Consider the following 13,253-nt stretch of genomic DNA (forward strand, 5'->3'; position numbering starts at 1 on the left):
CATGCGTACGGGATGACTAGCACGGGCCTTGCGGGCGCGGAAAGTGCGCACCTGCTCACAAGCTGTTACGCCATTCCCGCATTCTTCAGGATCTGGTAGGCGTGGATCACCCGGCCCAGCTGTTCCTCGGAGGACCGGTCGCCGCCATTGGCGTCGGGGTGAAAGCGTTTCACCATCTGCGCATAGCGTTTCTTGATGATGGCCTTGCTCTCGCTGCCGTCCAGATTCAGCGTTTCCAGCGCCATGGATTGCAGCTTGCCATAGCGCTTGCGGCGCTCCTCGGGCGGCACATCGCCCTCCGGCCGTTTGCCGAACAGGTTATACGGGTCGGTAAAGCCGTCCCGGAAATCCTTGGACGCTTTGCCCGCTTTCGCCCGCTTGCCGGTATTGGAGCGGAAATTCCAGGTCGGGCGATGGCCGTAATGTGCCGAGGCATTGAAGGCCGCCACCGCGTCCTCGTCCATGTCCTCGAAGAAATTCCACGACTTGTTGTATTGCCCGGCATGGCTCTGGCAGAACCAGTGCACATCATCGAGATCGGCCGTGCCCTTCGGTGCGCGGCTATTGCCATGCGCGCAGCAGCCGGGCCATTCACAGACACGCTCTTCCGGTGCCGCTTGGTCCTTGGGCGGCTTGATCCGGATATCCTTGAACCGCGGCTTGTATGTAAATTCGCCTTCCATGGACCTAAGTATGGGGCGACACCGATTAAGCGGCAACTAAGCGGAGGTGTAATTGTCGGGTGAAATTCAGCAGCGCATCGAGAAAAAGCTGCGCGAGGCCTTTGCGCCGGAGGCGCTCACCGTCACCGATGAAAGCGCGCTGCATGCCGGGCATGCCGGTGCGCCTGATGGCGGGCAGAGCCATTTTCATGTCGAGATCCGTGCTGCGCAACTGTCCGGACTGTCGCGCCTGGACCGGCAACGCGCCATCAACAGGGTTCTTGCCGACGAACTCGCCGGCCCTGTCCATGCGCTCCGCCTGACGGTGAAATGACCCTCTATATTGATGCCGATGCCTGTCCGGTGAAGGACGAAGCGATTCGCGTGGCCGAGCGCCACGAGACCGAAGTGAAGCTGGTCTGTGATGGCGGGCTGCGGCGGCCGCAAAGCCCGTGGGCGCAGCTGGTCATCGTGCCCGAAGGCGCGGACGCGGCGGACAACTGGATCGCAGAGCATATCAGGCCGGGCGATATCTGCGTCACAAGCGACATCCCGCTCGCTGACCGCTGCCTGAAGGCGGGCGCGCTGGCCATTGATCACAAGGGCAAGGCCTTTGATGCCGATAATATCGGCGCGGTTCTGGCCACGCGCAATCTGATGTCGGACCTGCGCTCCGCCGGTGCGATGGAAGGCGGCGGCGGACGGCCCTATTCCCAGCGCGACCGCTCGGCCTTCCTCAACGGGCTCGAAATCCTGTTCCGGAAAGTGAAGCGCTAGGCTTCTTCCGGCAATTCCTGCACCCGCATCAGGATGATCTGGTTGCGGACCCGCTCGACGATTTCAAAGCGGACGCCATGGAAGCTGAACACCTGTCCGGTCTCGGGGATGGTCTGGCTTTCATGGATGACCAGTCCCGCCATGGTGACGGCTTCCTCGTCCGGCAGATCCCAGTCCAGCACCCGGTTGACGTCGCGGATCGGCGTGTGCCCGTCAATCAGCCAGACGCCCTCCGTTTCCAGCCGGACGCCTTCGACCGTGATGTCGTGCTCGTCCTCGATCTCGCCGACAATCTCTTCAAGAATGTCTTCCAGCGTGACCAGCCCCATCAGCGCGCCATATTCATCGACCACCAGCGCAAAGTGCTCGCGCTTCTCGCGGAAGGCATTGAGCTGATCCAGAAGCTCTGTCGTTTCCGGCACAAACCAGGGCTCACGCATGACCGTATTGAGATCAATCGCACTGGCATCGCCGCCCGCATTGAGCAGCGCCCGGGCCAGATCGCGCGCATGCAGCACGCCGACAATGTTTTCGGCATCATCACGGTAGAGCGGCAGGCGCGTATGCGGGCTGTTCAGCGCTGCCGCGACAATCTCGCCCGGCGGCAGGCCGGCATCAATCATGGTGATATTCTTGCGGTGAACCATGACATCATCAACGGTCAGCTCGCGCAGATCGAGCACCCCGCCCAGCATGTCGCGGTCATCCTTGACCACCCCGCCTTCCTGGTGGTGCAGATCGATATGGCCGCGCAACTCGTCATGCGACGACAGGACCGGGCCCTCGACCCGGGCGCCGAGCAGGCGCAGGGCGAAGCGGACAATGGCCTGGACCGTCCCCACGATTGGCGCGAAAATCCGGACAAACAGCATGATGGGCAGGGACACGGCTTGCGCAAACCGGTCGGGATTGGACAGCGCATAGGTCTTGGGCAGCACTTCTGAAAAGATCAGCACCAGCGCCGTCATGACCAGCGTCGCATAGGGCACGCCGGCGGGACCGAACAGGACCACGAAGACCGACGTCGCGATCGCGGACGCCATGATATTGACGAAGTTATTGCCCAGCAGAATGCCGCCGATCAGCCGCTCACGATCCTCGGTGAGCAGCGTCACGCGGCGCGCCGCATGCTTGCCCTCTTTCTCCAGCTGCAGCATCCGCGCCCGCGACACGGCGGTCAGCGCAGTCTCGGAGCCCGAGAAGAAGGCGGACATGAACAGGAGGAGCACAATTCCGCCAAGCGAAATCAGGATCCATGTCTCGGTCATTGTATCTGGTCTTTCAGAAAGTTGAGGAGATCGGCCGCATCAGCCTGATCGTGAATAAAGGCATTGCCGATGCCGTGCGCAAGAACAAGGCGGATATGACCGCCGGAATTCTTCTTATCATGCCGCATGCGGTCCAGCATAGCCGTGGCTGAAAACGGCGCCCCGGGCAGGTCAGGGAGCCGTGTCCGGAGGCCCGCCAGTTCCAGATACGCCCGGACGCGGGCGGCATCCTTTTCCGGGCACAGGCCGAGGCGGGCCGAATAATCGAACGCCAGCGCCAGCCCTGCCGCGACCGCTTCGCCATGTAACAGGGCGCCCCCGGCCTCGCTTTCCAGCGCATGGCCGAATGTATGCCCGAGATTGAGAAGGGCGCGCTGGCCGGCTTCGCGTTCATCGGCGGCCACGATGCCTGCCTTGAAGGTAATCGCCGTCTTCAGATGGGCTTGCAGCTGCGCTGCGGTCAGCCCGTCGCGTCCGGATTTTTCCAGCCGCTCGAAGAAATCCCGGTCACCGATCAGCGCTGCTTTGACGATCTCGGCAAACCCGGCCTGGCGCTCCCGCTCCGGCAGGGTGTCCAGGAAGCCGAAATCGGCAATGACCAGGCTGGGTTGATGGAAGGTGCCGATCAGATTCTTGCCCTGCGGCATATTGATCGCGGTCTTGCCGCCAACAGAGGAATCCGCCATCGCCAGAAGCGTGGTTGGCACCTGGATGACATCCATGCCGCGCTTGTAAAGCGCCGCCGCCAGTCCGGCGAGATCTCCGGTCACACCGCCGCCAATCGCCAGGACCGCATCGCCGCGTTCCAGTTCAAGATCGAGCATCTGGCCCAGCACCTGTTCCAGCGTGGCGAAGGATTTTGCGCGCTCGCCCTCCGGTATCTCGATCGGAGGTCCGGCGAGGCCGGGACCGTCCAGCACATCCGCAACCCGGGAGCGGTGCAGGCGCAGCACATTGGCGTCAGCCAGCACAGCATGGCGGCGGGCCCCCGACAGTGCCGGATGATGCCGCGCAGCCCTCAGCGCGCCGGGGCCGAGGAGCACGTCATAGCCCCGCTCGCCCAGGTCTATCCGGATCCGGTCAGTCATTGCCGGAGGTGGCCTCGAATCCATAGTCCCTGAGCGCGTCGAGAATGCGTTGAACCGCTGTCGCATGCGGTCCGGCATCGCCGGCGATCTGAAGATCGGCCTCGGCATAGGCGGCTTCACGCCGGGCCATCAGATCGGCCATGACCGCACGCGGATCCTCGGTCTGCAACAGCGGCCGCGTATCCCTTCGTGACACGCGCTCCATCAGCGTGTCGAGATCGGCTTTCAGCCAGATGGAAATCGCTTTCTCGCGCACCAGCCGCCGGGTCTCGTCATTGACGAAGGCCCCGCCGCCAAGCGCGATGACGGCCTGAGGCTCGTCCAGCAGGCGCGCAATCACACGCCGCTCGCCATCGCGGAACGCTGCTTCGCCAAAATCCGAAAAGATTTCCGAAACCGGCCGGTCCGCCGCTTTCTCGATTTCCTCATCCGCATCAATGAAAGGCAGATTCAGCGCGGCCGCGAGACGGCGGCCGACCGTCGTCTTGCCCGCCCCCATCAGCCCGACCAGCACAATGGGGCGCGCCGCCGGTGGCAGATCAGCAGAATCTTCACTCATATGCGCATCATATAGTCGTCAGCCTTGGTCTGGAAATTGCCGCATTCACCCGTAATGTGACGATAAGCACTGGAGCATGCAATGCGTAACACACTGATCGCCCTGATTGTCGGCGCCGCTGTTCTGGTGGGAGGATTTTTTGTCCTCGCCATGATTGGCGGCGGTCTGGAACCGCAAACCGAAGAGGTCCGCGTTGATGTCACCGACGAATTGTCTCGCTAGCATCCTTGCCCTTGTGATCGCCGGCAGTGCCGCCGGGCAGGATATCGAGGTCCGCCAACTCGGCGCGCTGGATCCTCTGGAAGTCGGCGTCGCCCAGAACGGGTTGGGCGAAAACCTGTGGGCCGGTTCGACCATCCAGACCGCTCTCAATGCGCTTGAGAACCTGCCCGCCGCATCCGGAACAGGATACACCTCGCCGGCGCGGGCCAATCTGGTCGCCCTGGCCCTTTTATCCGGCGGCACGCCTCCACAGGGCGGCCGCGGCAATGAAACGCTGGCCACACTGCGCGCCGACCGCCTGCTGGCAGCCTCCGGCGCGGAAGCCGTCTACAGTCTTCTGGAGCGGACGCCCGGCCTCGACCGCGCCCCGCAACTGGCACAGCTTCATGCAGAGACCGCTTTTGCGCTGGCGGCGGGTGATGCCGGTTGCCGCACGGCGAATGCGCTGATCACCGGCCGCGAACAACCTTACTGGCTTCGCGCCCGCGCCTTCTGTCATGCATTGGATGGCGAGGATGCGGCCGCGGAACTTTCGGCCGATCTGGCACGGGCCAGCGCACCGGACGAGAATTTCGACGGTCTGCTCTACGCCATCACAATCGGCCGGTGGTCGGTGGACAGCGTTTCGGCCGATACCGGGCTCGACTGGGCACTGGCCGCCGTTTCCCCGGCGGAAGGCCGACCCGTTGTGGATCTGACAGACGCGCCGCAATGGCTGGTGGAGGCCGCCGAGGCCAATTCTGCACAGGCCGAGCTGACGGCTGAGCCGGCTCTGGCGTTCGAAGGGCTTGCCATGCAGGAAGGCGTGGCCCGCGAGCAGATGCTGGAACAGCTGATCGGTCAGGACTTTGACCGTCTGGTCGCGGCCAGGGCGCTGGGCCTCGCCTTGCAGGAAGCTGACCGGGATAATGATTTCATGCGCGTTGCCCGCCGTTATGGCCGCGAGGTCGCGACGCTTCCCATTGCCTATGAGACCATCGAATTCGGCGGACGGTTTGCACTCGCAGCGCTGGCTGTGGGCGACATGGCAACAGCGCGCGATTGGCGGCAGGCGCTGGACGAGGGCCCGCCGCTGCGGCAGCTCCCGACGCATTATGACCCTACCAAGCCGGACATGATCATGGACACACCCTCGCAGGATCGTCCGGAGTGGAATCCGCCTTCGCCCGCCTATCTGGTCGGCCTCGACCTCGCTTTCGCCGTGGCACAGGATCATATCCGGCGGTCTTCGACGGCGGCATTGATCCAGGCCCGCCTCGAAGCCGGTACAGCCGGTCTGGGCGATGTCGCCGGTCTGGCCGGTCTTGGGGCAGGTGCGCCGGCCGATCTGCGGCTCGCCCTTTTCAATGCGGAGACTGGGGATGTGTCGAACGCGCTGGCGGCCATGGATGCCGCTGCACTGGCCGGGGCACGGGCGGAAACCGCCTTGCTGGCCGCTCAAGTGCTCGAGGATGGCCCCGCTGGAGCCTCTCCATTGGAGCTGATGCGTATTACCGCAGCGCTCGACCGTGTCGGCCTGCGTGATACCGCTCTGTCCATCATGCTCGAACGCCTCATCGTGGAGCTCGCGTGACGGACGATCAGCTGATCGATCTGTTTCTCGACATGATGGCGGCTGAACGCGGGGCGGCCCGCAATACGCTGGATGCCTATCGCCGCGATCTGGAAGATATGTCGCTGCGCCTGTCAGCGCATGGCACCGAGCTGATCGAGGCGGACACACGTCACCTGGAAACCTGTCTGGCGGAAATGGCCCGGGAAGGTCTGGCGGCCTCCACCTCTGCCCGGCGCCTTTCGGCCACAAGGCGATTTTACCGCTTTCTGCTGTCGGAAGGCACGCGCAGCGATGATCCGGCCCGCGCCATGTCCGGCCCGAAACAGGGACGGCCCCTGCCCAAAGTCCTGTCCGAGCAGGATGTTGAAGCGCTGTTTGCGGCAGCAGAAACGCTCGACGGCTCGCGTGGTTTACGGGCCCGTGCGCTGCTGGAAATCCTCTATGCCGGGGGATTACGGGTCAGCGAGCTGGTCAGCCTGCCGCTCAGTGCCATCGCGCGCTCGGAAAGTGCCATCTATATCACCGGCAAGGGTGGCAAGGAACGACTGGTGCCCCTGACCCCGCCGGCCCTGGAGGCCATTACAGCCTATCTGACGGTGCGTGAGGATCATTTCCCGAAGGCACGGGCTGCACAATTGGCCAAAGCCCGGCGCTTCCTCTTTCCCTCGTCCAGCGCGGCTGAAGGCCATCTGACGCGTGAACAGTTTGCGCGCATCCTCAAGGACCTGGCCATTGCGGCCGGGCTCGACCCGGCGAAAATTTCGCCGCATGTCCTGCGCCACGCCTTTGCCACGCACCTTCTGGCGAATGGCGCGGATTTGCGCAGCGTGCAGGCCTTGCTGGGGCATGCCGACATCTCGACCACGCAGATTTACACCCATGTGCTCGAAGAGCGTTTGCGCACTCTGGTGGAAACGGCGCACCCGCTGGCCAGGCGCTGATAACAACCGCACACACGGCTTGTTCCTTGCATTGGGGATAGCTAGGTTGCGCGGCGCTTCCGCAACCGGATGCATAACAAGACAGGCCAGAGCCGGGTTTGTTCAACCGGAAGCGGTTTGATGGTGAGGATTTTTTGGGCTGGCAAGGAGAATACCGCAGCATGATGATGACCATCATGCGAGGATTTCGACAAAGCCGGCGCGGAAAAGACCGCCAAGCCGGAAGGAGACAACAGCTTGATTGACCCGAGCAAACTTCCATCGTTTCACCTTGGTCTTTCGCGCCCCGGACGGTGTCGCACAAAACTCACGGTGTTCACACCGCATCGCTTTGCGCTCCTTGCCGGACCACGAAATACCGGCGGTCAAACAATGCCGCTTGAACAAATCAGGCTCTAAATGTCAGACCCGACCCGGACCTATCTCGATTTTGAACGCCCCGTTGCAGAACTCGATGCCAAGATCGAGGAGCTGGAAACGCTGGCAGCGTCCAATTCCGCTGACGTGCCTGATGTGGCGGACGAGATCGCCAAGCTGCGTCAGAAATCGGCAGAACAGCTGGCCAGCCTCTATGAGAAACTCGATCCCTGGCGCAAGACCCAGGTCGCCCGCCATCCTGAACGCCCGCATTTCCGCGATTACCGCCGCCTCCTGATCGAGGATTTCGAGGAATTGTGCGGGGACCGCCGCTTCTCCGAAGATCCGGCGATTGTCGGTGGCATCGGCCGTTTTCACGGCCGGTCCGTCGTTGTCATGGGCCATGAAAAGGGCCGCGATACCCAGTCGCGCCTGAAGCACAATTTCGGCATGGCGCGCCCGGAAGGCTACCGCAAGGCGATCCGCCTGATGGACATGGCCGAGAAATTCAAGATGCCGGTCCTTACATTTGTTGACACGGCAGGGGCCTATCCCGGTGTTGGTGCGGAAGAACGCGGCCAGGCCGAGGCCATTGCCCGCTCCACCGAGCGCTGCCTGACGCTGGGTGTGCCGCTGATTTCGGTAATTGCCGGTGAGGGTGGGTCTGGTGGCGCCGTGGCGCTGGCCAGCGCCAACTCTATCATCATGCTCCAGCATTCCATCTATTCGGTGATTTCACCGGAGGGCTGCGCTTCCATTCTGTGGAAGGATGCAGCGCGTGCCCGGGATGCGGCCATCGCCATGAAGATCACGGCGCAGGACTTGAAAGAGCTCAAGATCATCGATCACATCGTCAAGGAACCGATCGGCGGAGCCCATCGCGCGCCCGACGATACGGTCCGCAAGATCGGCGAGAAGATTGATTCGGTTCTGTCCGGTCTTGAAGGCCTGCGGGCCAGCGATCTGCGCGCCCGCCGCCGCGAGCGCTTCCTCGCCATCGGCCGTCTTGAGGCCAGTGAGGGCTAAAGGCGCATCTCCAGCCATGGCAGAGTACGGCCCGGAAAAACATCCGAGGGACGGTTGGCGATGAAAACCGCTCCCATGGCTTCGTAAAACCCGCGCGCATCCGGGTCCGACAATATCGTCATGGTTTCCACGCCCGCTTCGCGCAGCCGCTGGGCGGCTTCCTGGAACAGGACACGCCCGGCCCCGGTTCCGATCGCATCCGGATCTATGAACAGCAGGTCGAGATTGCCGGACTTTCCGTCGGGATCGAGCTGACAGACGCCAACAACCCGGTCTTCATGATCCAGCGCCACAAAAGCATGTCCGGCGCTGACACATTGCGGCTCCACCCGCAGATAGGGGGCACAGGCGTCTATGAAGGCCGCATCATAGCCCCAATGCGCCTTCGACTTCAGACAGAGCGCGGACAGGGCGTCGCACTCTTCCATCCGCGCATCGCGAATCCGGAGCGGCTCAGGTCGAGACGGTGGGGCCGCTGATGGCGCCATGACATTGCTTGAATTTCTTGCCGGAACCGCAGGGGCAGGGCGCATTGCGGGGCACTTTGCCCCAGTTGGCGGGATCATTGGGATTGCCGGCCATGGATGTGCGCCGTTGCGTCGGGGCAACTCGGGGTGCGACCGGACCGGCATCGGGACCGTCCATCTCGTTGCGGCCCGTGCGCGGATCGATATGGGTGGCTTTCATGTCCGGCAGCGGAGCCGGCTTGGGCGGGGCGGCCTGGACCCGGACCTTCATCATTACCTTGGTGACATCCTCGCGCAGACTGCTCAGCAAGTGGTCAAACAGCGAGAAGGCTTCGGTCTTGTATTCATCCAGCGGATTACGTTGGCCATAGCCGCGCAGACCGATGATGGACCGAAGGGATTCCAGGCGCTGCAAGTGTTCGCGCCAGCCCTTGTCGATGGTTTCCAGCAGGATCTGCTTTTCAACGCGCCGCATCAGCTCCGCGCCGGTTTCGGCCGATTTGGCAGCATAGGCCTTGTCGGCTGCGTCTTTCAGGCGCTCGATAATCTCCTCGTCGGCAATACCTTCTTCCTCGGCCCAGTCCTTGACCGGCAGGTCGAGATTGAAAATTTCGATGATTGCGGCGTGGAGGCCATCCACATCCCATTGGTCCGGGAGCGCTTTCGGCGGGATGAAACGCGCGACAATGTCTTCGGCCGTTTCATTGCGCATATCGCCGATCACGTCGGACACGTCGTCATCGGTCATGAATTCGATGCGCTGCTCGAAGATCGCCTTGCGTTGATCATTCATAACGTCATCGTATTTCAGCACGTCCTTGCGGATCTCGAAATTGCGCTGCTCGACCTTTTTCTGCGAGGTCTCGATGGCTTTCGACATCCACGGGTGCTGGATGGACTCGCCTTCCTTGAGACCAAGCGTCCGCATGATCGTATCGAGGCGTTCCGGTGCGAAAATCCGCAACAGATCGTCTTCAACGGAAATGTAGAATTTGGTACGGCCCGGATCGCCCTGCCGCCCGGAACGGCCGCGCAGCTGATTGTCGATGCGGCGGCTTTCATGGCGCTCGGTGGCCAGAACGTATAGCCCGCCTGCCGCCAGCGCCTGTTCCTTCAGCTTTTTCACTTCAGCGGCGATTTCCGCGCGCTTGGCCTCGATGGCCTTTTCATCCGGAGCTGCCCCCTTCTGGGTTTGCTCGTCAATCCAGTCGGCGATGCGGTAATCGACATTGCCGCCCAGCTGGATGTCGGTGCCGCGGCCGGCCATATTGGTGGCAATGGTCACCGCCCCGGGCACACCGGCCTGGGCGATGATACGGGCTTCCTGCTCGTGATAGCGGGCATTCAGCACCTGATGCTTGATCTTTTTCTTCTTCAGGAATTCCGACAACACTTCGGATTTCTCGATCGAGACCGTGCCGACCAGAACGGGCTGGCCCTTCTCGACCGCCTGTTTGATATCGGCAACGACGGCCTCGTTTTTCTCCCGCGCCGTGCGGTAGACTTCGTCATCGTCATCCTGCCGGGCGACCGGGCGATTGGTCGGAATTTCGGCCAGTCCGAGACCATAAATCGAGTGAAACTCGTCGGCTTCGGTGGCCGCTGTGCCGGTCATGCCCGCCAGCTTGCCGTAAAGGCGAAAATAATTCTGGAAGGTGATGGAGGCCAGCGTCTGGTTTTCCGGCTGGATGTCGGCGCCTTCCTTGGCCTCGATGGCCTGGTGCAGGCCATTGGACAGGCGGCGGCCCGGCATCATCCGGCCGGTGAATTCGTCGATCAGGATAACCTTGCGGTCCTTGACGATATAGTCCTTGTCCTTCTGGTGCACCTTGTGGGCGCGCAGCGCTTGGTTGAGATGGTGAACCACCATCACATTCTCGGCGTCGTAAAGATCGCCATCTTCGAGCAGCCCGCGCTCGCGCAGCAGGTCCTCGATCTTGTCATTGCCTTCTTCGGTGATGAGGATGGAGCGCGATTTCTCGTCGATCTCGTAATCCTCCTCACTGAGCAGCGGGATGATGCTGTCCATCGTCTTGTAGAAATCGGTCTTGTCCTCGGTCCGTCCCGAAATGATCAGCGGGGTCCGGGCTTCGTCGATCAGGATGGAGTCGACCTCGTCAACGATGGCATAATGGTGACCGCGCTGGACCATCTGATCCAGCGAGTATTTCATATTGTCACGGAGATAGTCGAAGCCGAGCTCGTTATTGGTGGCGTAGGTGATGTCGCAGGCATAGGCTTGCCGGCGTTGTTCGTCCTGCAACCCGTTGAGAATGACCCCCGTGGTCATGCCCAGCTTGGCATAGACCTGCCCCATCCATTCCGCATCGCGGCTGGCGAGATAGTCATTCACCGTAACTACGTGAACGCCCTTGCCCTGGAGTGCGTTGAGATAGACGGGGGCTGTCGCCACCAGCGTCTTGCCCTCGCCGGTTTTCATTTCCGCGATATCGCCCTCGTGCAGGATGATCCCGCCGACCAGCTGCACATCATAATGGCGCTGGCCAAGTGAACGCTTCGCTGCTTCCCGGACCGCGGCGAAGGCTTCCGGCAGAAGCTTGTCGAGGGTCTCGCCATTTTCCAGCCGCTGCTTGAATTCAGTGGTTTTGCCGGCAAGCTGGTCGTCGGTCAGCGTCTCGAATTCCGGCTCCAGCGCATTGATCGCCTCGACGCGCGGCTGAAGCTTCTTGATACGGCGGTCATTGGGTGAGCCGAACAGTTTACGGGTGATGGAGAGCATGAAAAAACCTGTGCAAACGGGCGGGATGAGGCCGGAAAGACAGGGTTGCCTGCTTGACGCCACCCCGGAACCGGCTTCACTGGAAACCGGATTTGACTTAAGGACGCGCGGTATAGGTGTCAATGAAACGCGGCTGCAATATCCCTACTTCGGCAAGGACTTTGGCGGGTCTTTCATTTTTGCTGGTCTTGGCGGCCTGTAGCGGATCGCCATCCGGCGAAACAACGGATGCCGGCCTGCCGCCGCCGGACAATGCTGTGGCGCAGATCGACCAGACCATCATCTACAATGCGGCTGTCCAGCGCGAAGCGTTGGCACAGGGTGTGATTGCTGAGGGGGAACGCCTGCCCCCGGATGATCCCGAATATGAGCGGATTGTCGAGGAATTGATCGATCAGCGGCTGTTGGCTCTGGAAGCCCGCCGCCGCGGTTTGCAGAACACCCCGGAAGCGCGCCGCCGCCTGGCTGCAGCTGAAGAGCGTATCCTCGGGAATATTCTGCTGGAGACCGAAATTGCCGCGCAGGTCACCGAGGAGGCCGCCCAGCGCCTCTATAGCGAGCAGACAGAGCTGTCGCGGCCGGGTGAACAGATCCGGGCCCGTCATATTCTGGTCGATAGCCGCGAGGATGCTGACGCCATTATCGGCCTCGCCAATGATGGCCGCGATTTCGCCGAGCTGGCCGTGCAGTATTCCACCGATATTGCCACCCGCGTCCAGGGGGGAGATCTCGGCTATTTTTCACGCGATGGTGTACTGCCGGAAATCAGCGCGCTGGCCTTCTCGACCGAAGAGGGCGAGATTACCGGCCCCGTCCGCACCAATGCCGGCTGGCATATTCTCTATATCGTCGACCGGCGCGCCCCCGAAGGCCCGCCTTTCGAGGAAATGCGCAGCTCGATTGTCCGCTTCCTGACCTTCGAGACGATCTCGACTCTGGTCGAGGAATTGCGCGCCGCCGCCCGCATCGAGGTCATCCAGCCCGGCGCACCGGAATCCCTTGTCATCGATCCCGCCGGAACGGCAGAGACGGAACCGCCCGCCGAACCGCAGGATTAGTGCGGTCCGCTCACCCAATATTAAGGACAAGTCGCCAGAATGACTGATGTAAAGCCGGTTTTGCTGGTAGCAGCCTGTGCCCTGCGCGATGCGGATGGCCGGGTAATGCTCGCGCAGCGGCCGGCGGGCAAGGCTTTGGCCGGCAAGTGGGAATTTCCCGGCGGCAAGGTCGAGGCAGGGGAAACCCCCGAACAGACCATCGTTCGGGAATTGCGTGAGGAGCTCGGGATCGAACCATGCGAAAGCTGTCTGCAGCCCTTCGCCTTTGCCTCGCATCCCTACGAGGCCTTCCATCTCGTGATGCCGTTATTCATATGTCGCCGATGGGATGGGTTTATCTCCCCGCAGGAAGGGCAGAAAATCGCCTGGACGATGCCCGCCCGGCTGCTGGATTTCGACCTGGCGCCCGCAGATCGGCCGCTCGCCGCAGAAATTCGCGATCGCTTGTAAGGCGCTTTGCGGTCGATACGCAGGGGGCCACGGCAATCGAATATTCCATCATCATTGCATTGATTGCATTCCTGACCGTTGCC

The 13,253-nt window shown here is 62.1% G+C and carries 14 protein-coding genes; 8 read left to right on the top strand and 6 right to left on the bottom strand.

Features of this window, described 5'->3' with window-relative positions:
• Positions 1-65: 65 nt before the first annotated feature.
• Entirely contained in the window at positions 66-683 is a 618-nt protein-coding gene (locus tag DBR16_RS02155) for a J domain-containing protein (RefSeq protein ID WP_109259586.1), read from the bottom strand.
• 52 nt (positions 684-735) lie between these two features.
• Here DBR16_RS02155 and DBR16_RS02160 point away from each other — a divergent pair, with 52 nt between their 5' ends.
• Both DBR16_RS02160 and DBR16_RS02165 read left to right on the top strand, forming a co-directional pair.
• On the top strand, positions 736-996 hold the full coding sequence (locus DBR16_RS02160) for a BolA family protein (RefSeq protein WP_233347515.1): 261 nt from the start codon (positions 736-738) through the stop codon (positions 994-996).
• Complete coding sequence (locus DBR16_RS02165; protein WP_109259587.1) at positions 993-1,439, top strand: YaiI/YqxD family protein; 447 nt, start codon at positions 993-995, stop codon at positions 1,437-1,439. The genes DBR16_RS02160 and DBR16_RS02165 overlap by 4 nt, the downstream gene beginning before the upstream one ends.
• On the opposite strand, the gene DBR16_RS02170 is transcribed toward DBR16_RS02165, so the two are convergent.
• The 3 genes from DBR16_RS02170 to DBR16_RS02180 are packed head-to-tail and all read right to left on the bottom strand — an operon-like array spanning position 1,436 to position 4,354.
• Positions 1,436-2,707 carry an HlyC/CorC family transporter gene (locus DBR16_RS02170; RefSeq protein ID WP_109259588.1) on the bottom strand — a complete coding sequence of 424 codons (1,272 nt, stop codon included), beginning with the start codon at positions 2,705-2,707 and terminating at the stop codon, positions 1,436-1,438. The two genes, DBR16_RS02165 and DBR16_RS02170, sit on opposite strands and share 4 nt — an antisense overlap.
• A complete protein-coding gene (aroB, locus tag DBR16_RS02175; RefSeq protein ID WP_109259589.1) occupies positions 2,704-3,795 on the bottom strand; it encodes a 3-dehydroquinate synthase in 1,092 nt (363 codons plus the stop codon). Before aroB ends, DBR16_RS02170 begins: the two co-directional genes overlap by 4 nt.
• Positions 3,788-4,354 carry a shikimate kinase gene (locus DBR16_RS02180; protein ID WP_109259590.1) on the bottom strand — a complete coding sequence of 189 codons (567 nt, stop codon included), beginning with the start codon at positions 4,352-4,354 and terminating at the stop codon, positions 3,788-3,790. Before DBR16_RS02180 ends, aroB begins: the two co-directional genes overlap by 8 nt.
• Positions 4,355-4,435: 81 nt before the next feature.
• Between DBR16_RS02180 and DBR16_RS13950 the strand changes: the two genes are divergently transcribed.
• From DBR16_RS13950 to DBR16_RS02200, 4 genes are all read left to right on the top strand, one after another.
• Complete coding sequence (locus tag DBR16_RS13950) at positions 4,436-4,576, top strand: hypothetical protein (protein ID WP_161539374.1); 141 nt, start codon at positions 4,436-4,438, stop codon at positions 4,574-4,576.
• The gene (locus tag DBR16_RS02185; protein WP_161539375.1) at positions 4,551-6,149 is read left to right on the top strand and encodes a hypothetical protein; all 1,599 of its coding nucleotides are present in this window, start codon (positions 4,551-4,553) and stop codon (positions 6,147-6,149) included. Before DBR16_RS13950 ends, DBR16_RS02185 begins: the two co-directional genes overlap by 26 nt.
• On the top strand, positions 6,146-7,072 hold the full coding sequence (gene xerD / locus DBR16_RS02190) for a site-specific tyrosine recombinase XerD (protein WP_233347517.1): 927 nt from the start codon (positions 6,146-6,148) through the stop codon (positions 7,070-7,072). Before DBR16_RS02185 ends, xerD begins: the two co-directional genes overlap by 4 nt.
• A gap of 399 nt (positions 7,073-7,471) precedes the next feature.
• Entirely contained in the window at positions 7,472-8,455 is a 984-nt protein-coding gene (locus tag DBR16_RS02200) for an acetyl-CoA carboxylase carboxyltransferase subunit alpha (RefSeq protein WP_109259593.1), read from the top strand.
• Here DBR16_RS02200 and DBR16_RS02205 read toward each other — a convergent pair.
• Together DBR16_RS02205 and secA are read right to left on the bottom strand one after the other, a co-directional pair.
• On the bottom strand, positions 8,452-8,883 hold the full coding sequence (locus tag DBR16_RS02205; protein ID WP_161539376.1) for a GNAT family N-acetyltransferase: 432 nt from the start codon (positions 8,881-8,883) through the stop codon (positions 8,452-8,454). The genes DBR16_RS02200 and DBR16_RS02205 overlap by 4 nt on opposite strands.
• 25 nt (positions 8,884-8,908) lie before the next feature.
• Positions 8,909-11,662 (bottom strand): preprotein translocase subunit SecA, encoded by a 2,754-nt coding sequence (gene secA, locus DBR16_RS02210; RefSeq protein WP_109259595.1) that lies wholly within the window; start codon positions 11,660-11,662, stop codon positions 8,909-8,911.
• A 161-nt stretch (positions 11,663-11,823) separates the two neighbouring features.
• Here secA and DBR16_RS02215 point away from each other — a divergent pair, with 161 nt between their 5' ends.
• Positions 11,824-12,720 (top strand): peptidylprolyl isomerase, encoded by an 897-nt coding sequence (locus DBR16_RS02215; protein WP_161539377.1) that lies wholly within the window; start codon positions 11,824-11,826, stop codon positions 12,718-12,720.
• Between the two features lie 39 nt (positions 12,721-12,759).
• Positions 12,760-13,170, top strand: a complete 411-nt coding sequence (locus DBR16_RS02220; RefSeq protein ID WP_109259597.1) for a (deoxy)nucleoside triphosphate pyrophosphohydrolase — start codon at positions 12,760-12,762, stop codon at positions 13,168-13,170.
• Positions 13,171-13,253: the final 83 nt, after the last annotated feature.

Origin of the sequence: Hyphobacterium indicum (assembly GCF_003129605.1) — a bacterium.
In the GTDB taxonomy this organism is placed as follows: Bacteria; Pseudomonadota; Alphaproteobacteria; order Caulobacterales; family Maricaulaceae; genus Hyphobacterium; species Hyphobacterium indicum.